Annotated in this window: 20 protein-coding genes; 10 read left to right on the forward strand and 10 right to left on the reverse strand. The window is 33.5% G+C overall.

Annotated features, from left to right (window positions below; all coding sequences use genetic code 11):
- Positions 1-291: 291 nt before the first annotated feature.
- Both I600_RS00665 and I600_RS00670 read right to left on the reverse strand, forming a co-directional pair.
- A complete protein-coding gene (locus I600_RS00665) occupies positions 292-1,305 on the reverse strand; it encodes a FecR family protein (RefSeq protein WP_058102594.1) in 1,014 nt (337 codons plus the stop codon).
- Positions 1,306-1,362: 57 nt separating this feature from the next.
- Positions 1,363-1,941: an RNA polymerase sigma factor gene (locus I600_RS00670; RefSeq protein ID WP_058102595.1), complete on the reverse strand. Its 579-nt coding sequence runs from the start codon at positions 1,939-1,941 to the stop codon at positions 1,363-1,365.
- Between the two features lie 201 nt (positions 1,942-2,142).
- On the opposite strand from I600_RS00670, the gene ychF reads away from it, so the two are divergent.
- Both ychF and I600_RS00680 read left to right on the forward strand, forming a co-directional pair.
- Complete coding sequence (ychF, locus tag I600_RS00675; protein ID WP_058102596.1) at positions 2,143-3,237, forward strand: redox-regulated ATPase YchF; 1,095 nt, start codon at positions 2,143-2,145, stop codon at positions 3,235-3,237.
- Positions 3,238-3,345: 108 nt separating this feature from the next.
- A complete protein-coding gene (locus I600_RS00680; protein WP_058102597.1) occupies positions 3,346-5,352 on the forward strand; it encodes a fibronectin type III domain-containing protein in 2,007 nt (668 codons plus the stop codon).
- A 50-nt stretch (positions 5,353-5,402) separates the two neighbouring features.
- Here I600_RS00680 and I600_RS00685 read toward each other — a convergent pair whose 3' ends face one another.
- Both I600_RS00685 and I600_RS00690 read right to left on the reverse strand, forming a co-directional pair.
- Positions 5,403-5,699 (reverse strand): chaperone modulator CbpM, encoded by a 297-nt coding sequence (locus tag I600_RS00685; protein WP_058102598.1) that lies wholly within the window; start codon positions 5,697-5,699, stop codon positions 5,403-5,405.
- Between the two features lie 2 nt (positions 5,700-5,701).
- A complete protein-coding gene (locus tag I600_RS00690; RefSeq protein WP_058102599.1) occupies positions 5,702-6,601 on the reverse strand; it encodes a DnaJ C-terminal domain-containing protein in 900 nt (299 codons plus the stop codon).
- Positions 6,602-6,839: 238 nt separating this feature from the next.
- On the opposite strand from I600_RS00690, the gene I600_RS00695 reads away from it, so the two are divergent.
- From I600_RS00695 to I600_RS00710, 4 genes are all read left to right on the forward strand, one after another.
- Entirely contained in the window at positions 6,840-8,702 is a 1,863-nt protein-coding gene (locus I600_RS00695; protein WP_058102600.1) for a DNA topoisomerase IV subunit B, read from the forward strand.
- Between the two features lie 25 nt (positions 8,703-8,727).
- A complete protein-coding gene (locus tag I600_RS00700; protein ID WP_058102601.1) occupies positions 8,728-11,388 on the forward strand; it encodes a DNA gyrase/topoisomerase IV subunit A in 2,661 nt (886 codons plus the stop codon).
- A gap of 8 nt (positions 11,389-11,396) precedes the next feature.
- Entirely contained in the window at positions 11,397-11,825 is a 429-nt protein-coding gene (mscL, locus tag I600_RS00705; RefSeq protein ID WP_058102602.1) for a large-conductance mechanosensitive channel protein MscL, read from the forward strand.
- Between the two features lie 109 nt (positions 11,826-11,934).
- Positions 11,935-12,891, forward strand: coding sequence for a sterol desaturase family protein (locus I600_RS00710; RefSeq protein ID WP_058102603.1), 957 nt, complete (start codon positions 11,935-11,937; stop codon positions 12,889-12,891).
- A 92-nt stretch (positions 12,892-12,983) separates the two neighbouring features.
- On the opposite strand, the gene I600_RS00715 is transcribed toward I600_RS00710, so the two are convergent.
- From I600_RS00715 to I600_RS00725, 3 genes are all read right to left on the reverse strand, one after another.
- On the reverse strand, positions 12,984-13,796 hold the full coding sequence (locus tag I600_RS00715) for a TerC family protein (RefSeq protein WP_058102604.1): 813 nt from the start codon (positions 13,794-13,796) through the stop codon (positions 12,984-12,986).
- Between the two features lie 2 nt (positions 13,797-13,798).
- Positions 13,799-14,176 carry a hypothetical protein gene (locus I600_RS00720; RefSeq protein ID WP_058102605.1) on the reverse strand — a complete coding sequence of 126 codons (378 nt, stop codon included), beginning with the start codon at positions 14,174-14,176 and terminating at the stop codon, positions 13,799-13,801.
- 71 nt (positions 14,177-14,247) lie between these two features.
- Positions 14,248-14,604 (reverse strand): helix-turn-helix transcriptional regulator, encoded by a 357-nt coding sequence (locus I600_RS00725; protein WP_058102606.1) that lies wholly within the window; start codon positions 14,602-14,604, stop codon positions 14,248-14,250.
- Positions 14,605-14,859: 255 nt separating this feature from the next.
- On the opposite strand from I600_RS00725, the gene I600_RS00730 reads away from it, so the two are divergent.
- The 3 genes from I600_RS00730 to I600_RS00740 all read left to right on the forward strand — a co-directional run bounded on the left by I600_RS00730 (position 14,860) and on the right by I600_RS00740 (position 17,171).
- Positions 14,860-15,963, forward strand: a complete 1,104-nt coding sequence (locus tag I600_RS00730) for a M14 family metallopeptidase (RefSeq protein ID WP_058102607.1) — start codon at positions 14,860-14,862, stop codon at positions 15,961-15,963.
- Positions 15,964-16,079: 116 nt separating this feature from the next.
- On the forward strand, positions 16,080-16,559 hold the full coding sequence (locus I600_RS00735) for an Lrp/AsnC family transcriptional regulator (protein WP_027066901.1): 480 nt from the start codon (positions 16,080-16,082) through the stop codon (positions 16,557-16,559).
- A gap of 90 nt (positions 16,560-16,649) precedes the next feature.
- The gene (locus I600_RS00740; protein ID WP_058102608.1) at positions 16,650-17,171 is read left to right on the forward strand and encodes a DinB family protein; all 522 of its coding nucleotides are present in this window, start codon (positions 16,650-16,652) and stop codon (positions 17,169-17,171) included.
- Here the strand turns inward: I600_RS00740 and I600_RS00745 are convergent.
- Positions 17,168-17,497, reverse strand: a complete 330-nt coding sequence (locus I600_RS00745) for a hypothetical protein (protein WP_058102609.1) — start codon at positions 17,495-17,497, stop codon at positions 17,168-17,170. The two genes, I600_RS00740 and I600_RS00745, sit on opposite strands and share 4 nt — an antisense overlap.
- Before the next feature lie 109 nt (positions 17,498-17,606).
- The gene (gene aroB, locus I600_RS00750; RefSeq protein WP_058102610.1) at positions 17,607-18,668 is read right to left on the reverse strand and encodes a 3-dehydroquinate synthase; all 1,062 of its coding nucleotides are present in this window, start codon (positions 18,666-18,668) and stop codon (positions 17,607-17,609) included.
- Positions 18,669-18,778: 110 nt separating this feature from the next.
- Between aroB and I600_RS00755 the strand changes: the two genes are divergently transcribed.
- Positions 18,779-19,945, forward strand: coding sequence for a proline dehydrogenase family protein (locus I600_RS00755; protein ID WP_058102611.1), 1,167 nt, complete (start codon positions 18,779-18,781; stop codon positions 19,943-19,945).
- Between the two features lie 2 nt (positions 19,946-19,947).
- On the opposite strand, the gene I600_RS00760 is transcribed toward I600_RS00755, so the two are convergent.
- Positions 19,948-20,331: a DUF4258 domain-containing protein gene (locus tag I600_RS00760; RefSeq protein WP_058102612.1), complete on the reverse strand. Its 384-nt coding sequence runs from the start codon at positions 20,329-20,331 to the stop codon at positions 19,948-19,950.
- Positions 20,332-20,355: the final 24 nt, after the last annotated feature.

A 20,355-nucleotide genomic window follows, 5' to 3' on the forward strand; every position in this document is an offset into this window, starting at 1 on the left:
TTTGTTTCCTAAATATTCAAAATCGAAACTAGTTTTACGTTCTAGTTTATTTATGATTTTATCTAAAACAGGGAACTTATATTCCTCAGGGTTTAAACTGGTAGTAGATACCAGAGTGGGGTTGTAAGTAAAATACACTTCGTGCTTTTCACTTATCTCGTTTAAAAACTCACTTAAAGTGATTTTTTCTTTGAGTTTTTCAGACGCCATCATGCTAATACTACTAGTACATAGTAGTGTTGCAAAAAGCAATCTCTTTATTTGTTTTGTTCTCATAAATAAATAGTTTAGTTAATAAATAGGGTTTTCTTGTACGCGTAAAATATTTCCTTTGTTAATAATTCTTGTTCCTGTAGCCTTCTCTATGGCAGCTATGCATATATTTAAATTCTGATTGGGAATACCACCGGAAATGGGTATTTCTTTTAAATGATCAGCTGAATACTGTACTTCTAGACCATATGTCAGTTCTAAATTGGTCATAACATCTTTAAGTGGAATTTCATTAAAGGCGTAAGTACCGCCTCTCCATAAAGCATATGGGGTCTCAATATTTACCCTTTTATGAAGTAATTTTTTACTCTCATTTGAAAATGAAACCATTTCGCCCGGTATCATTTTTGCCACTTCACCATTTTTAAATTCTAAATGAATAGAACCCTCATCAAGAACCACGTTTGTTTTTTGTTTTCTGGTATTCACATGAAACTGTGTGCCCAAGACTTCAACCTTAAGGTCATTGGTAATTACCCAAAACTTGGCATTTGTACTTGGTATGGGTTTAACTTTAAAATAAGCTTCACCCTTTAAGTTCAACAGGCGTGGATTATCATTGTCATATGAAATTTCTGAGTTACCATTAAGTACTACAGATGTACCATCAGGTAGCTTTAGATCAATTATTTCTCCGTAATTGGTTTTATGTACAGTGGTGGAATGTTCGTTAAAATATGTAATGCTGCTGTAGCTTATAAGGATCAAAAGTACTGCGGCAGCTGTAGAGAATAATACCGTGTTCAATGAGCGAACTTTCTTCATTTTTTTTGTTGAAGAATCGTCAATATCAATTTTATCTAAAACCTTTGATAGCGCATGATCTACATCGATGTTGCTAGGGTAGTCTTGATTGAAATTAATACCCGTAATTATAGATTTTGCATTATGAACTGTTTCTAGATGTTCTGGATTGTTTTGTATCCAAGAATTCCAATAGGAGACATCGTTATTGTTTAAGCCTTTGGCCCAGTTTTCAAAAGACGCATCGTTTAGAAAATAATGTAGATCGAATTTGTGCTTTTTGTTCATTTAGTAAGGTATTCCATTTATAAGAGATTTACTTCTTAAAAATATACCCTATTAAATTCAATTTTTTTTCAAAATATTTTTAATCTGTTGATTTTCAGATACTTTTCTTAGCTTTGATAAAGCTTTTTGAAGTACGTTTAAAACACTTTGGTAGTTCATATCCATAACTTCAGCAATATCGGAACTTTTCATTTCGCTGTAGTATTTCAAATAGAGTACCTCTTTTTGTCTAGGGGATAAATTATTAATCAGTTGGGCTAAGGTAGACGTGCATTTAAAATGCATCTCTTGGTGAATTGAAATTTCTTCGGCAGAAAAAGTAAAATTAGATTTAAATAGCTGTGCTTCAGAAATTGGAACGTTCTTTTGATTTTTTTGTAATTGTTTGATCAACCTTCTTTTGAAAGATACAAATAGGTAGGCTTTAAGATTCTTAATCTCATTTTGTTTTTCGCGTTCTTCAAATAGTTGAATGAAGAAGTTTTGCAGACAATCTTCTGTTATTTCTCTGTTGTTACTAAGCTTTAAACCGTACACGTGTAACTGAGGATAGTATTTTTTAAAAAGGAGACTAAAGCCGTTTGCTTCGCCCTTTTTAAAGAAATACCATATTGTTTCATCTGAATGAAGTTCCATATATTTTCACACGTTCTGCTGACAAAGTAAGAAATATTTCTTAAATAATGTTAAATACGCTCAATTTAAGTATCGTTTAGCTAAATAATTTGAATTATATTTAATTTAATCGTATGTAATTTAACAGATGTGTTAGATTTAAAAATGAATGAAAATTGTGTTGGTAAAAACTATATTTGCACTCTTGAAATATTATAAATTATGAAAGCAGGTATTGTAGGGTTGCCAAATGTTGGTAAATCAACACTTTTTAATTGTTTGTCCAATGCTAAGGCACAAAGCGCAAACTTTCCGTTTTGTACAATTGAACCTAATATTGGTGTGGTTAATGTCCCAGACTCAAGGTTAGAGAAGTTAGAGGAATTGGTAAACCCAGAAAGAGTGTTACCTGCAACTGTAGAAATTGTGGATATTGCCGGCTTGGTTAAAGGTGCCAGTAAAGGTGAAGGTTTAGGAAATCAGTTTTTAGGAAATATCCGTGAAACGGATGCAATTCTTCATGTATTACGTTGTTTTGACAACGATAACATAGTTCACGTAGACGGTAGTGTTGATCCAATTAGGGATAAGGAAACTATAGATATGGAACTTCAGTTGAAAGATTTGGAGACTGTAGATAAGAAATTGGAAAAAGTAAAAAGAGCCGCACGAACGGGAAACAAGGAAGCTCAAAAAGAAGAAGCTGTTCTATTAGCCATTAAGACAGGTCTAGAGGCCGGTACCTCTGTAAGGGCTATCGAAATTGAAGAGGAGTTAAGGCTAGAATTTGTGAAACCGTTACAGTTTATAACCGATAAGCCAGTGATGTATGTTTGTAATGTGGATGAAGAGGCAGCGGTTAATGGAAATGCATATGTAGAAAAGGTGAAGGAAGCAGTTGCGGCAGAAAAAGCAGAGGTTATATTCTTGGCTGTTGGCACTGAGGCTGACATTACCGAATTGGAAACATATGATGAGCGCCAAATGTTTTTAGAAGATTTGGGCTTGGAGGAACCTGGTTCGGCAAAATTAATTCGTGGAGCTTATAAGTTATTAGATTTGGAAACCTATTTTACCGCAGGGGTAAAAGAGGTTCGTGCATGGACAATTCCTATTGGTGCAACTGCTCCACAAGCAGCTGGAGTTATACATACCGATTTTGAAAAAGGTTTTATTCGTGCAGAAGTTATTGCTTATGATGACTATGTTACCTTTGGGAGTGAGTCAAAAGTAAAAGAAGCGGGTAAAATGAGAGTTGAAGGTAAAGAATACATTGTTAAAGATGGTGATGTAATGCATTTCCGTTTTAATGTGTAAGAGGCTACTGATGTTAATTGGCGATTAATTTGATTGTTAAGTCTGTTTTTTAGTTAGATAATTAGTTGATTTGTTTTCTTTGAATAAATTAAAATTTTATCTATCTAAATGCAGAAGTTTAAAAAATTATTACCGCTTTACTTTATTATTTTATGTACAATTAGTTGCTCGGATTCTGAATCGGATGATTTGGGCACAGATGAATTTGTAGAGTTAGGAATTCCGGAGTTAACTACTAATATTGTTACGAATATTACTGATAATTCAGCTGTTTCAGGGGGTGACATTTCTGATGACGGAGGTGCGGAAATTATATCTAAAGGAGTTTGTTGGAGTGTTTCTTCAACACCAACAATTGATGATTTTATAACATCTGATGGTACTGGCGCAGCAGATTTTACAAGTGTAATTGATGGGTTGGAATCAAATACCGAATATTTTGTGAGGGCTTACGCAACCAATAGTGAGGGTGTGGGCTATGGGAATGAAGTTAGCCTTAAAACTGGTATGTTCGAGCAAATTGAAAAAGTTTTTGAAGGTGATGTAGTGCTTACATCCCAAAAAGAGGTAGATGATTTTGGTGACAATAATTATACAGAAATTTCTGGTTCATTAGAAATTAGAGACTCAAATAATCCTTCAACAATTGTTGATTTATCTTCTTTAAATAGTCTAAGTAGTATTGGTGCTGATTTAATACTTTATGAAAATGAAATTTTAAAAGATTTAGGTGGATTAAATAATCTTAATGATTTTAGTGGAGATATTCAATTGTACTCAAATGATAAATTAGAAAATATTGATGCATTGTCTCAAATTTCAATAGCTAATTTCATTCATATTTTTGGCAACAAATCACTTTCAAGTTTAATTGGTTTTCATGGCTTGCAAGAAATTTCTTTGGGAATCAGCATACAGGCAACTACTTTAATAGAAAATTTAGATGGATTTAAAAATGTTAAGATAATTGAAAACAATATTTTTATTGAACAAAATGTTGGTTTGTTAGATGTTTCGGGCTTAAACGAATTGTCAACTTTGCAGGGAATGGTATTTGTTAATAATACTAATCTTAAAAGTATTGATGGGTTTAATAATTTAACACAAATTCAAAATATTCATGTAGAAAATAATGATGCTTTAATTTCAGTAAAAGGCTTTGACAATATTATAAATTTTGGAAATTTTCAAATTGTAGATAATAATGCATTGACATTGATTGAAGGGTTTAATAATGCTAAAATGCAAGTTGGTTCAATTAGTATTAATGATAATTTAAATTTAATAAGTCTTCCTTACTTTAATAAGTTAGAATCAATTCAAGGTAGTTTATCAATTTACAACAATCAAAAATTGATTGAAATTAAGGGTTTTAATACTTTAGTTAGTATTAGCTCTGGTTTTAAAGTTACAAGAAATTCAAGTATTAAAAGTATTGAAGGTTTTGAATCCTTGCAGACTATTGAAGGTAGATTTGAAATAGAATTTAATCCTGTACTTGAAATAATAGATGGTTTTAATTCTTTAAAGAGTGTTACAGGGAATTTTAGTATAGGATATAATGAAACCATTGAAAATGTATCAGGTTTTAATGCTTTGGAGCAAGTAAATTCTTTTCGATTATCAGAAACTAGTAGTCTATTAGAGGATGATACGTTTTCAGCCTTAAAGTTAATTTCTGGAAATATTTTTTTAGAAAATAATCTACAATTAGAAAATATTAATTTTTTGAATAGTATAGAATCTGTTGAAGGGGAAATCCAGATTTCCAATAATCCAAAACTAATTAGTTTAAGTGGTTTTAGTTCATTGCGGAATATAGGTTCCCGTTTTATACTTGAATTTTTAAATATAGAAAACTTAAATGGTTTAAATAATTTAGAATTTATTGGGGCAAATCTTCAAATTTATGCTAATGATAATTTAATTAATTTGGAAGGATTGGAAAGTTTAGTTAAAGTAGAAGGTTCCTTGTCAATTTACAATAACAATTTGCTTAGAAATTATTGTGGTATAAATAATTTAATTGATTTAAATCCTACAATTGATTGTTCTATTTCACAAAATGCCGCAGGTAATTGTTTTGATTTAAAAGCTGGTCAATGTGAATTTTAGAATTTGATTATCATTTTAATCTTACTATTTCATAAGTTAGGAAATAACTTTTAATTAGGCTCATATATAGTCAGCCGATCTCGTAGCATTTTTAATTCTTGCTCCAGTCGGTTGACTTTTTTTAGCATATGATTTATGGTGTCTATTCCTTCCATGTTAATACCAAGGTCATTTCTCAATCTGTAAATGCGTTCTATTTCTAATATGTGATGTGGTAACACATAACTCTTGTTGTCAATTTCCTGAACTTCAATCATCTCAAACTCTAACAAGTCGTCAATGAACTCTAAGGGAGTTTGCGTTTGTTTGCAGTATACTTCTATTTGTATATAGTTCTCTTGATCCATAATTATCTTAATTCTGATAGCTGTTTAAACAATTCTTTTTCTTTTTGAGATAAATTGGTTGGCATAGTGATCTTATAGGTAATATATAAATCTCCATGCGCACCTTTCTTTTTATAAATAGGCATACCTTTTCCTTTTAGCTTTATTTTGGTGTCGTTCTGTGTTTCTGGTTTTACTTTTAATTTTACCTTTCCGGTCAATGTTGTAATTTCAATTAAGCTACCTAAAATGGCATCATAAAGAGAAATAGATTCATTTTTATATAAATCGTTTCCTACTCTTTGAAAATCTGTGTTATTGTAAATTTCAAATGTTAGATATAAATCCCCTTTGGGACCACCATTTACGCCCTCGCCACCATAACCTGTAATCTTTATTGTTTGTCCGTCTTCGACACCCGCAGGGATAGTGATTCTAATTTTTTTGTTTCCAAGATCTAAAGTCTGCTTTTGTTCCTGTAGAATATCGGTCATATTTAAATTTAATGTAGCATTTAAATCTTGACCTTTAAATTGGGAGGTTCTTTGTCTTGTACTGCCTCCAAAGCCGCCACCACCGAACATGGATTCAAAGAAATCTGAAAAATCTTCTTGCTGCCCGCTATAATTGGTGTAAGTTCTATTTGTATTAGAATTGGAACGGCGCTGGTTTTTTTTGGCTTCTTCAAAAGCTTCGGCATGTTCCCAATCTTTACCATATTGGTCGTACTTTTTTCTTTTTTCAGGATCGCTTAAAACCTCGTTCGCTTCATTAACGCGTTGAAACTTCTCTTGTGCGGATTTATCATTAGGATTTAAATCCGGATGAAGTTTGCGGGCCAATTTGCGATACGCCTTTTTAATATCTGCTTGAGTAGCCGTTTTGTCTAATTCAAGAATTTTATAGTAGTCAATAAATTCCATAAATATTCAAATTCTTCATTAAAGATATTTAATTGACGAAAAAACTACAATGACATAGGTCAGTTATTTTTAGTTCATTTATTATGAATTTTAATGCAATAGTTTTTGACCGAATTACCATATTTGTTGATGCTATCAACAAAAGACATGAATTAATTGTTAATTACTTTAACAGTTAGCTATTTTATCTTTTGCCGAGTGGTGCTATCTTTAACGCAACTTTCATAAATTTTTTTATATGGCTCAAGAATCTCAATATACTGAAGATAACATACGCTCGCTCGATTGGAAAGAACATATCCGATTAAGACCTGGTATGTATATTGGTAAGTTAGGGGATGGGTCTTCTGCCGATGACGGAATCTATATTCTTTTAAAAGAGGTTATAGATAACTGTATAGATGAATTTGTAATGGGCGCTGGAAAGACCATTGAAATCTCCATAAAAGATAAAGTTGTAAAGGTAAGGGATTACGGTAGGGGTATACCTTTAGGTAAAGTGGTGGATGTAGTCTCTAAAATGAACACTGGTGGTAAATATGATAGTCGCGCCTTTAAAAAATCAGTGGGTCTAAACGGAGTTGGTACCAAGGCGGTTAATGCCTTATCCAGTTTTTTTGAGGTGCAATCTTCTAGGGATAATCAACTAAAGACCGCGCAGTTCAGTTCCGGGAATTTAGAAAGCGAAGTAGGTCCTGAGGAAACCAGTAAAAGGAAAGGTACCAAAGTTACCTTTATACCTGATGAGACTATTTTTAAAAATTACAAATACAGGAATGAGTATGTAGAACGTATGCTCAAAAACTATGTTTACTTGAATCCGGGGTTGACAATAGTTTATAACGGTGAAAAGTTTCATTCTGAAAACGGATTAAAAGATCTTTTAGAGGATAATAACAATGTAGAAGATATGTTGTACCCTGTTATCCACTTAAAGGGTGAAGATATAGAAGTAGCCATTACCCATAGCAAAACACAATATAGTGAGGAGTATCATTCTTTTGTAAATGGTCAGCACACTACCCATGGTGGTACGCACCAAGCAGCATTTAGAGAGGCAATCGTAAAAACTATTCGTGACTTTTATGGAAAGTCTTATGATGCATCTGATATTAGGAAATCAATAATATCCGCTATATCGATCAAAGTAATGGAGCCGGTTTTTGAAAGTCAGACAAAAACTAAATTGGGTTCTACGGATATGGGTGGAGACTTTCCTACCGTACGTACCTATATCAATGACTTTGTTGGTAAGTATTTAGATAACTATCTACATAAGAATGCAGAGACTGCAGAGAAACTTCAACGTAAGATTATGATGGCGGAGAAGGAACGTAAGGAGTTGTCCGGTATTCGTAAACTTGCACGTGACAGGGCTAAGAAAGCCAGTTTGCATAATAAGAAATTACGGGACTGTAGGGTACACTTAAGTGATATGAAACATGATCGTAGATTGGAAAGTGCCCTGTTTATTACCGAGGGTGATTCTGCATCTGGTTCCATAACAAAGTCAAGGGATGTGAATACTCAGGCCGTTTTTAGTTTAAAAGGAAAGCCTTTGAACTCTTACGGAATGTCAAAGAAGATTGTATATGAAAATGAAGAATTCAATCTTCTGCAGGCGGCATTGAATATTGAGGAATCTATTGAAGATTTACGATATAATAATATCATTATTGCCACAGATGCCGATGTAGATGGTATGCATATTCGATTATTATTGATTACCTTCTTTTTGCAATTTTTCCCGGAATTGATAAAGGAAAATCATTTGTATATTCTACAGACTCCTTTATTCAGGGTTAGAAATAAAAAGGAGACTATTTATTGTTACAGTGATGAAGAGCGTCAAAATGCGATAAATAAGTTAAGTGGTAAACCAGAAATTACCCGATTTAAAGGATTGGGTGAAATTTCACCCGATGAGTTTAGGCATTTTATTGGTGACGATATTAGATTGGAGCCCATAATGTTAGATAAAGCAATGTCCATTGAAGAATTGCTAAGTTTTTATATGGGGAAAAACACACCCGACCGACAAAAATTTATTATCAACAATCTTAAAGTAGAAGTTGATTTAATAGAAGATAAAGTAATATAAATTAAGTTAATACGATTGCTTCTGAATGGAAGAAAATGACGATTTGAACGAGGAAATTAACGACAACCTTTCCGAAGAAAATAACGAAACAACTGAACCTGCCGAGGCCCTTACACGGGTAACCGGTATGTATAAAGATTGGTTCTTGGATTATGCTTCATACGTAATTCTAGAAAGAGCTGTACCTGCAATTGAAGATGGTTTTAAGCCTGTACAGCGTAGAATCATGCATTCACTAAAGGAGTTGGATGACGGTAGGTATAATAAGGTGGCGAATGTTGTAGGTCACACTATGCAGTATCACCCACATGGTGATGCCAGTATTGCCGATGCCATGGTTCAAATAGGTCAAAAGGACCTTTTAATAGATACTCAAGGAAACTGGGGTAATATTTTGACCGGGGATAGAGCGGCTGCTTCAAGATATATTGAGGCAAGGTTATCTAAATTTGCCTTAGAGGTTATTTTTAGTCCTAAAATTACCGAGTGGCAGGCTTCTTATGATGGAAGAAAAAAAGAACCTGTAAACTTACCCGTAAAATTTCCTTTGTTATTAGCTCAAGGAGCGGAAGGTATTGCTGTTGGGCTTTCCACAAAAGTACTTTCGCATAATTTTGTAGAGCTGATTGATGCATCCATTAAGCACTTAAAAGGACAGCGATTTAAAATCTTTCCGGATTTTCAAACGGCTGGTATTATTGATGTTACCAATTACAATGATGGACTTAGGGGTGGTAAAATTCGTGTGCGTGCAAAGATTTCTCAGTTAGATAAAAATACACTGGTAATCAATGAGATACCTTATGGTACTAATACTGGTAGTTTAATAGATTCTATCTTAAAGGCCAATGAAAAGGGTAAGATAAAAATTAAAAAAATTGAGGATAACACCGCCGCGGAAGTTGAAATATTGGTGCATTTGCCCAGTGGAATTTCACCTGATAAAACAATAGATGCCCTTTATGCATTTACGGCTTGTGAATCTTCTATTTCACCATTGGGTTGTATTATTGAAGATAATAAACCCTTATTCATTGGTGTAACGGAGATGTTGAAAAGATCTACGGATTCTACGGTTGATCTTTTAAAACAAGAATTGGAAATTCAACTTGGTGAGCTAGAGGAGCAATGGCATTTTGCCTCTTTAGAGCGGATTTTTATTGAGAACCGTATTTATAGAGATATTGAGGAAGAGGAGACTTGGGAAGGGGTAATAAATGCTATAGATAAAGGGCTTGCTCCACATACAAAGCATTTAAAACGAGCCGTTACCGTAGAGGATATTACCAGGTTGACTGAAATTCGTATTAAAAGAATTTCAAAATTTGATTTAGATAAGGCGCAACAACATTTAGAGAGTCTGCAAGAGCGTATTGCGGAAGTTAAAAACCATTTGGCTAATTTGATAGAGTTTGCCATTGATTATTTTAAAAATCTAAAGGAAACTTATGGTAAGGATCGAGGTAGAAAAACCGAGATTCGTGTTTTTGACGATATAGAAGCTACCAAAGTGGTAATAAGGAATACCAAGCTTTATGTAAACAGGGAAGAAGGTTTTGTGGGTACTTCGTTAAAACGTGATGAATACGTGACGGATTGTAGTGATATAGATGATATTATTGTTATAACCAACGAGGGTAAGATGATGGTTTCAAAGGTAGATTCCAAAACTTTTGTCGGTAAGGGAATCATTCATGTCGCTGTATTTAAAAAGAAAGATAAGCGTACTACCTATAATTTAATTTACAAGGACGGTAAAGGTGGGGCTACCTATATAAAACGTTTTAATGTTACCAGTATAACACGTGATAGAATTTATGAGCTAGGTACAGGTAAGCCTGGAACACAGGTGCTATATTTTTCCGCAAACCCTAACGGTGAAGCTGAAGTTATTACCGTGTTGTTGCGTCAGGTTGGAAGCATTAAAAAATTAAAATGGGATATTGATTTTTCAGATGTTCTTATAAAAGGAAGAGCGTCCAAAGGAAATATAGTAACCAAATACTCTGTAAAACGCATAGAACTTAAAGAAAAAGGTGTTTCTACATTAAAGCCAAGAAAGATTTGGTTTGATGATGTTGTGCGTAGATTGAATGTTGATGGCAGGGGAGAATTGTTGGGGGAGTTTAAAGGTGATGATTTACTTTTGGTAATCAATCAAAAAGGTGTGGCTAAAACATTTTTGCCAGTGCTTACTTCGCATTTTGATGATGATATGATCGTACTTGAAAAATGGATACCTGAGAAGCCCATCTCAGCCATTTATTGGGAGGGTGAGAAAGAAAGATTCTACGTAAAAAGATTTTTAATAGAGAATGAAAATAAAGAGGAATTATTTATTTCAGAACATCCAAAATCATACTTGGAGCTTGTTTCTACAGATTGGAGACCAATGATTGAAATTGAATTTCCAAAGCCTAGAGGTAAAGAGGCTAAGGAAAATGAAAGTGTTGATATTGAGAATTTTATAGCTATCAAGGGAATTAAAGCTTTAGGTAATCAATTGATTACTGAAAAGGTGAAAAACATTAATAGCTTAGAGCCTTTGCCTTATGAGCCGGTTATCCCTGAAAAAACGGAAGATATTGAAGTAGTAGATGAGCAGGCAGTAGAATCTGGTACCGAAAATAAGAAATCAAAAGATGTAGATGGTGGTTCTGCAGATGAACCCACTTTATTTGATTAATTGAGTTTATGAAGAATTTTTTTGAAGAATTCAAGAATTTTGCCATCAAGGGCAATATGATAGATTTGGCTGTCGGTATTATTATTGGTACCGCATTTAATAAAGTTGTCAGTACAATTGTTTCTGCTATTATTATGCCCCCTCTCTCTTTGTTGACAGATGATGTTAATCTTTCAAATAAAAAGTGGATACTTAGGCAGGCAACGGATAGTGTAGAAGAAGTTGCCATTGGTTATGGGGAGCTTATAGAGTCACTTATAGATTTTGGAATTATTGCTTTTACCATTTTCGTAATGGTGAAGTTTATTAACAGGTTCAAGCAAAAATCTGAAGATCCTACAAATAAAGAGGTGGAAACACCAAAGAATATTGCGCTATTGTCTAGTTTGGAAAAATTGTTACAGGAGCAAAATGAGATACTTAAAAACAAGAAATAATTGTTTTGTGTTGAACAATTGAATTGTCTTATCGTAAAATAGAAAGTTAAGATTAGACATTTTTTTAGAACGGTTGGTTTTATAACTACCTTTACAAAAATTTGAATTAATGGATTTCACTAACCCGCTGGTATACGGTGCACCAGCTTTTATTGCCTTTATCTTATTAGAATTGACCTATAGCAAAACTCATGGAGATGATGATCTTTATGATTGGAAAGATTTTGCAGCTAGTAGTGCAATGGGTATTGGTTCGGCCATTATTGGTCCTTTACTTAAGGTTATTTTGTTGGTAGTTCTTTTTGAATGGGCCTATGAATTGTTCAACCCAATGGTTGATGGGGTGAGAACCAATATAATGGGGTATGAGTCCTTTGGGTATGCTTGGTACGTGTGGCTCTTATGTCAGTTGGCCGATGATTTTACGTACTACTGGTTTCATAGGGCAAATCATGAAATACGAATTTTATGGGCTGCACATATTGTACATCATTCTTCAGATAATTTTAATCTTGGTACCGCTATAAGAAATGGGTGGTTTACCTTGTTGTATAAACCTTTCTTCTATGTTTGGATGCCTATTATTGGTTTTCCGGTAGAAATGGTTGTAGTTTGTTTGGCTATAGAATCTTTCTGGCAGTTTCAATTGCATTCCCAATATGTGCCTAAAATGGGCTTTATAGAAAAAATCTTCAACACTCATACCATGCACCAAGTGCACCATGCACAGAATGTAGAGTACTTAGATAAGAATCACGGTGGATTTCTTAATTGTTTTGATAAAATGTTCGGTACCTGGAAAGAGTATGATGAAGAAATTGATGTAAAATTCGGCGTTATACATGCGCCTAATTCTAATAACCCTATTGTAATTCTTACCCATGAATTTAAAGATATATGGGCAGATGTGAAGAAGGTGAAGAAATTTAAACACAAACTAATGTATATTTTTGGTCCTCCAGGATGGAGCCATGATGGTAGTACAATGACTGTTAAGCAGCAACAAAGGCTTTTTAAGCAGCAAAAAGAACAAAACCCTGAAATGGCTTTTGACAGACCAAATTAAACACCTCAGGCGGTTTAAAATACAGTTGCAAGAAAATATAAAACCCTAATTAAACACATGTTTAATTAGGGTTTTTACGTTATTTAATTTTTCTACTGATCTTCAATTGGTGTAACGGGCTTCTTATTCTTTTTCATTCTTAGATCAAAGAATTCAACCATTAATGAAAATGCAATGGAGAAGTAAAGGTATCCTTTCGGGATGGTGCCCACTTCATTTCCAAATACAATTAGATGACTTAAATGAGCTGCTTCTGCAATTAGCATAAAACCTATTAAGATTAAAAAAGAAAGCCCTAGGATTTGAATGGAAGGGTGTCTATTTACGAATTCACCAACAGGATTGGCAAATAACATCATTATGATTACTGAGATAACTACGGCTACAATCATAAGTATTAAAGCATCGTTAGGGTTGGGAGAGATGCCGTTGGTCATTCCTATGGCAGTTAAAATAGAGTCAAATGAAAATACTATGTTTATTACGGTTATTTGCAAAATGGCATTGGTCAGGGATGTGGATCTCGCTTTCTTTACCTCCCGTTCGTCATGCCCTTTATCTTCGACCTTTTCATGGATTTCCTTAGTACTTTTGTAGAGCAGAAATAAACCTCCTAGAAAGAGTATTATTCCCTGTCCACTAATTCCTCCTGTAATCCATTCACTGTCAAACACCCAAAACGGTTTTTTCATTGAAGTAAGCAATGAGATGCCAAATAACAATACAATTCTCATAACCATGGCCAATACAAGTCCAATATTGGTAGCTTTTTTTCTTTGTGTAGGTTCTAGTTTTCCTGCGGCAATGGAGATAAAAATTATATTATCTATACCTAAAACTATTTCAAGAAATGTTAGTGTAAGTAGGGCAATCCAAGCATCTGGACTGGTGAAAATTTCAAACATGGTTAGTTGGTTTTAATTGCGGTTCCGATTTTTACTACTAATTTTTTGTTGGGGTCTTTTACAGCGCTTTTGTATTGAAAGGTGTAAGAAGAATCCGTTGTGCTAATAATTTTATAATGTATAGCTGTTTTGCTATTAATGTCTTGTAGAACAAATTCGCAGTCATTGAACCAGCGGACGGTGGCGCTGTCTATTTTGTTTTCATAATAGTCAATGCTGTAATCTTTGGTTCTTATGAATTTTCCTTCCTTAACAGTGTCTCCAACTTGATAAGTGAATTTAAAAGTGCCTGTTTTATACTTTTCGCAGTCGCGTTCTGGTTGGTAACAAGAACAAATTAAAAGGCTTGTGATAGCGGTAAAAAATATCTTTCTCATCATACTGCAAAATAAACAAATTCCCGATGATGATTCTAGTAAAAGTTAGGAATGCTGAATTTAGAATTTTACAACTATTTTTCTAGGTATGTTTTAAATGTACCGTCATTATAGAAAATAACTATTCGGTCAATATTCTTTTCGCTAGGTGGTAAGGTGGTCTGTAAGGATTTATTGTAAGTTTTGGTTGGTTCTTTTTTGTTTAGTTTAGGAAAGCTACCAATGCCGTAAAGCAACCATTGAATATCTACCTCCGCAAAGGCATCATTAATTTTCATGATAAACTCTAGGCTAGGTTTGTTTCTGCCATTCAACAAATGTGATATGCTAGATCTTTGCACCTCAATTAAATCTGCAAATGCAGAGGAGGAAAGTTCGTAATTGGTTAAAATTAACTTTAACCTTAATATGAATGAATTGCTGTCTAACATGTTTACAAAATTAATTCATACTCCATTTAATAGTAGTTAAATTATGTGTAAAATTCTTAAATCCGTTTAGAAATTTATGAAGTTTATGTTTATTTAAACAACGGTAAACTACTGATTTTTAATATAATGAAATATTATTTGTCTTTTTGATTAGAATTGTAAATTTCAATACAATTTAATTTGGTTCTTTTATCACAAACTGATTTACAATTGTAAACTGTACCTGTAGTATTTTTGTTTTTTGAAAAGTAATACATGGAAGAAATAAATTATAAGGACTATGGTGTAACCAGTATATCGGGAAGATATATTACTTATGACCATATAGATGAGTTTTTAAATTCATTACCGGTAACATTTAAAACTGAGGTAGTAGGTAGATCGGTACGCGGAGAAGCTATAAAAAGTGTTGTTTTTGGTAACGGACCTAAGCGAATTTTAATGTGGTCTCAAATGCATGGAAATGAATCAACGACAACGAAGGCTGTTTTAGATTTATTTAATTTTATGAGTCAAGAATCCATGGAAGCCTTCAAAATATGGAATGCCTGTACCATTAAGATTATTCCAATTTTAAATCCGGATGGAGCTAGAGACTTTACTAGAATAAATGCTAATGAAATCGATTTAAATAGAGACGCACAAAACTTATCGCAACCAGAGAGTAAAGTGCTAAAAAAGGTCTATGAAGATTTTACACCAGATTTCTGTTATAATCTACATGATCAGCGTACTATTTTTAATGTAGGTACTACTCATAAACCGGCTACGGTTTCTTTTTTGGCTCCAGCTTTTGATGAAGACCGTAATAACTCACCGTCTAGAAAACTGAGTATGCAATTAATAGCGGCAATGAACAGCAAATTGCAAGAAGAAATACCTGGACAGGTAGGTAGGTATGATGATGGCTTTAATGCAAATTGCGTAGGCGATGCTTTTCAAATGAAGGGAACACCTACTATATTATTTGAAGCTGGTCATTATTATAATGATTATGATAGAGATGTAACAAGGGTATACATTTTTAAAGCTTTAGTAAAGAGTTTGTTAACTATAAGGGATAATGAAATAACAGATTATACCGTTGACCAATATTTATCAATACCGGAGAATGGTAAACAGTTTGTTGATATTGGGGTGTATAATATAGATTTTGAAAATAATGGTCTTACTTCGGCTGAATTTACAACAATTCAGTATAAGGAGGTGCTAAAAAATGGTAAAGTGGATTTTGTTCCTATGGTTCATGTTTTTGATAAGGAACCTCCTGAAGTTTTTGCACATAAATCATTGAATTGCAATGATGAAAACGATGTGAAGTGGTTGAGAGAAAATGATATTTTAAAACTACTTTCTTAGATTTCATTGTTTTATTTCTTTGAAATAGTAAAATTGTTTACATTTTCAATAAAAAAAATCGAGTTTCAATGAATTTAATGTGATTATTTTTTATTTTTGGCAGAAATTTTACAACTATGGGCAAAGTCAAATTAGACGAAATAGACCACCAAATTCTGGATATGTTAATTGATAACACCAGAACACCTTTTACTGATATTGCAAAAAAACTTCTTATTTCTGCAGGTACTGTTCATGTAAGGGTTAAGAAAATGGAAGAAGCCGGTATAATAAAAGGCTCTTCACTAACTTTAGATTACGTAAAACTAGGTTATGCATTTATAGCGTATGTGGGTATTTTTCTTGAAAAAACGCACCAGACCAAATTTGTATTGGAACGTTTAAATCAAATACCAAATGTTACCATTGCACATATTACAACCGGGAAATTCAATATTTTCTGTAAGATTAGAGCAAAGGATACTACGCATGCTAAAAATATTATCTTTAAAATTGATGATATAGATGGTATCAGCAGAACCGAGACAATGATTTCGTTAGAAGAAAGCTTTAATGACAAAAAGCGTTTAATGCATACTATTTTTAACGAGTTATAAGAATATTATAGTCAACTAACTTGAAGAAAAGCCCGGTTAAATTTTTTAATTGGGCTTTTTTGGTTGTTTTTGTAAAACAAAAAATATTTTATGAAGGTAAAAGATTTAGAGAATAGCGAATTGCAATATTTTTACGGAACCTACTTAAATGCTTTAAATGGAGAAGAAGATTTAAAGTCTGCCTTAGAAAATGGCAAGAAGAACTTTCAGCAGCTAATTGAAAATTTAAACAAAGATCAGTTGTTGTATAGCTACGGGGAGGGTAAATGGACTATAGCTGAAGTCTTAGTTCACTTAATAGATTCTGAACGCGTTTTTCAATACAGGGCTTTTCGAATTTCTAGAAACGATAAAACTCCTTTACCAGGTTTTGAGCAAGATGATTACGTTTTAGAGAGTTATGCAAATCAAAGAACCAAAGAGGATATTTTACAGGAATTCCTAATAGTTAGAGAAGCATCTATTAACTTTTTCAGTCTTTTATCTAATGATGTCTTAAAAAGAACCGGTACCGCAAGCGGATTACCTTGGTCTGTAGCAGCGCTAGGCCTTGTGATTAGTGGTCATCAAAGGCATCATTTTAATATTATAAAAGAGCGATATTTAGTTTAATCTAACTCTTGTTCGTGTTCGTTTTCAAAATTTAGGTGTAAGGTATTTGTCATATCTTCTGAAGACATTATTTCTTCGGGAGTGCTTGATTCTAGCTCTTTTCCAACATTCTCCTCAAAATTTGCGATAAAATTAGAAAGGCTCTTACTAATTTTTACCAAGTATAAGGTGTCTGTTGTTTTCAGCTCAACTGCCTCAACATAATCACCATTAATATTCTTGAAGGTTATAATGTCTTCATCACCATAACCATAAGGATAAGTTTCAATTAAAAGAGCTGCTAAGTTGTGGTCTAATTTACGATAATCTATAAGTCGTCTGGTCATAACTAATTTATTTATAGCGGGTTATTATTTAACTATAACTAAACTAGTCATTAAAATTACACACATCTTTATAGAGTTGTGAAAGTAATGATTTGGGTATGTGAAGTTTTTAAAGTTTGTAGTAAGCGAAAGCTTCAGTAAATAATGTTACCGGAATTTCAACATCAAACTTAGGTTCACCAATAGATTTTAAGAGTACAAAATTGATTTTTCCATGAGAATTTTTCTTGTCATACTTCATTAAATTTAGAATATTATCAATGTCGGTATCAGAAAATTCCACTTTGTCATACCTGTTCAAAAAAGTTTTCTTTATATCCTCCATGGCTTCTTGGGGTAGGTCTAATAGTTTTTGTGATAAATAGCCTTCTAAGATCATACCAATTGCTATTGCTTCTCCATGTAGCAACATTTCTTTAGATTCGTTTTCAAGAAAATACGATTCTATGGCGTGACCCAACGTGTGTCCATAATTTAATATTTTACGTATATGTTGTTCGGTAGGGTCTTGCAAGACCACTTCATTTTTAATTTGAATTGAAGTAAGAATATGATTTTTCATATCCTCAAGGTCTTTAGCTTCTTTAAGTGAATGCCAGTAATCTTTATCTTGAATAAGACCATGTTTTAGCATTTCGGCAAACCCGCTTTTGACCTGTCTGTCTTCTAAGGTATCAAGGAAATCTGGTACCACCAATACCATTACCGGTTGGTTGATAACACCAATTTGATTCTTTAACGCGCCAAGGTCAATACCTGTTTTACCGCCTACCGAAGCATCTACCATAGATAATAGGGTAGTGGGTACATTTATGAAATCTATACCTCTTTTAAATGTAGAGGCAATAAAACCGCCCATATCGGTCAATACTCCTCCACCTAAATTTATTAGTAAACTTTTACGGTCCGCACCAAGCTCTGAAAGTGCCTCCCAAACACCAACACAGGTTTCAATGTTTTTATTTATTTCCCCAGATTCAATTTCAATTATTTCAAATGCATAGTCTCCATTTAGCTCTGCCATGAAATTTGGTAGACAGAGTTCATGGGTATTTTCATCTACCATTATAAAAATAGTAGAATATTTTTTCTCTGCTAAATGAGTATTAAGGGCAGAAAAAGCTTGTTCATTGAAATGTACTGCGTAAGAATCTGAAATAATGGAATCCATTAAAAATATAGCTTAGTTTGTTTGAAACTTGTACGCAAAATAAAGGTAAATTTTAGTCTTAAGATTATAAATTCTGTGATTATATTTGATCGTTATAGAAATTATAAGGAATGGACCAAATTTTTGAAAATACTGCAACCGCATTTGCTCTTAAAACCGATTCGGAGTTAGAACGCGCTTATTTTCTTTTTAAAATGATTTCAAACGAACCTTTGGTAAAAATGGGTTCGGTGATTACCAACTTTGCTTTTAAGGCGCATTTGCCAGTAGAAAGCTTAATTAAAGCTACAGTTTTTGACCATTTTTGTGGTGGCGTTAATGAGCGAGATTGTTTACCGGTTGTTGATAGAATGTGGGAGAAAGGCGTAAGTTCGGTATTGGACTACTCCGTAGAAGGAAAAGAAGAAGAGGATCCTTTTGATACGGCTACTGAAATTATTTTGACCATTTTGGATTTTGTAAAGGAAAAGGACGCCATACCTTATGCTGTTTTTAAGCCAACTGGTTTTGGGAGATTTGCCTTATACCAAAAAATTAGCGAGAAAAAAGAACTCACTGATAAAGAAAAAGCAGAATGGCAAAGGGTTGTCAATAGGTTTGACAAAGTCTGTAAAAAAGCGCATGACCTTGAAGTGTCTTTGCTGATCGATGGTGAGGAAAGCTGGATGCAAGATGCCGCTGATGACCTGGCTGAAGAAATGATGCGCAAGTATAATAAGAAAAAAAGGATAGTATTCAATACCCTGCAAACATACAGATGGGATCGTTTACCGTATTTAAAAGCGTTGCATGAGCGCGCTATAAAAGATGGTTTCTTGGTTGGAATGAAGGTCGTTAGGGGTGCATACATGGAGAAAGAGAATGATCGAGCAAAGGAAAAGGGCTACACTTCACCGATCTGCAAAACCAAACAAGAAACTGATGATAATTTCAATGCAACAATAGCATATATGATCGATAATATTGATGTGCTTTCCATTTTTGCAGGAACACACAATGAAGAGAGTTGTTATAAATTGATGGAGTTAATGGAAAAGAAGGGTATTGAAAAAAATAACACTCATATTTGGTTTGGTCAGTTGTATGGTATGAGCGATCATATTTCTTACAATTTGGCTGCACATGGTTATAACGTTGCCAAATATTTGCCCTTTGGACCAGTACGCGATGTAATGCCCTATTTAATTAGAAGAGCGGATGAAAATACCTCTGTAGCAGGACAAACCAGTAGGGAGCTTACCCTTTTGAAAAAAGAAAGAAAGCGCAGAAAAATGTAAGTTTATTGTAGTTGCACGTTTTCTATCGTAGCTTTTTCTCTGCAATTCTTAACGGTGAAAATATAATCTTGTTCCTTGTAATCGGACTCAATAATATAAGTTTTACAGGGAACGGATTTTGTATCACTATTTCCGAAATCCACATCACCCTCGGTTAAAATATAGGTCACTGCAGTGGAATCCAACTGTAACTCTTGGAGTTTTTGTTGGGCTTCCTCACTGTAGTACATAGATTTTGAGCGAATGTCTTTTAATGTTCTGCAATTAGGTAGGTAGCAAAAATATACACCGGTTTCTTCAGATTTCTTTTTAAGAAAAAAAGTTAGAAAAACGATTCCTATAGACATCCCCACCAAAAAATAACCTAACCTCTTAAGAAAATCCATCCTAGCTGCTTGTTGTAATAATTA

Origin of the sequence: Maribacter dokdonensis DSW-8 (assembly GCF_001447995.1) — a bacterium.
GTDB lineage: Bacteria > Bacteroidota > Bacteroidia > Flavobacteriales > Flavobacteriaceae > Maribacter > Maribacter dokdonensis.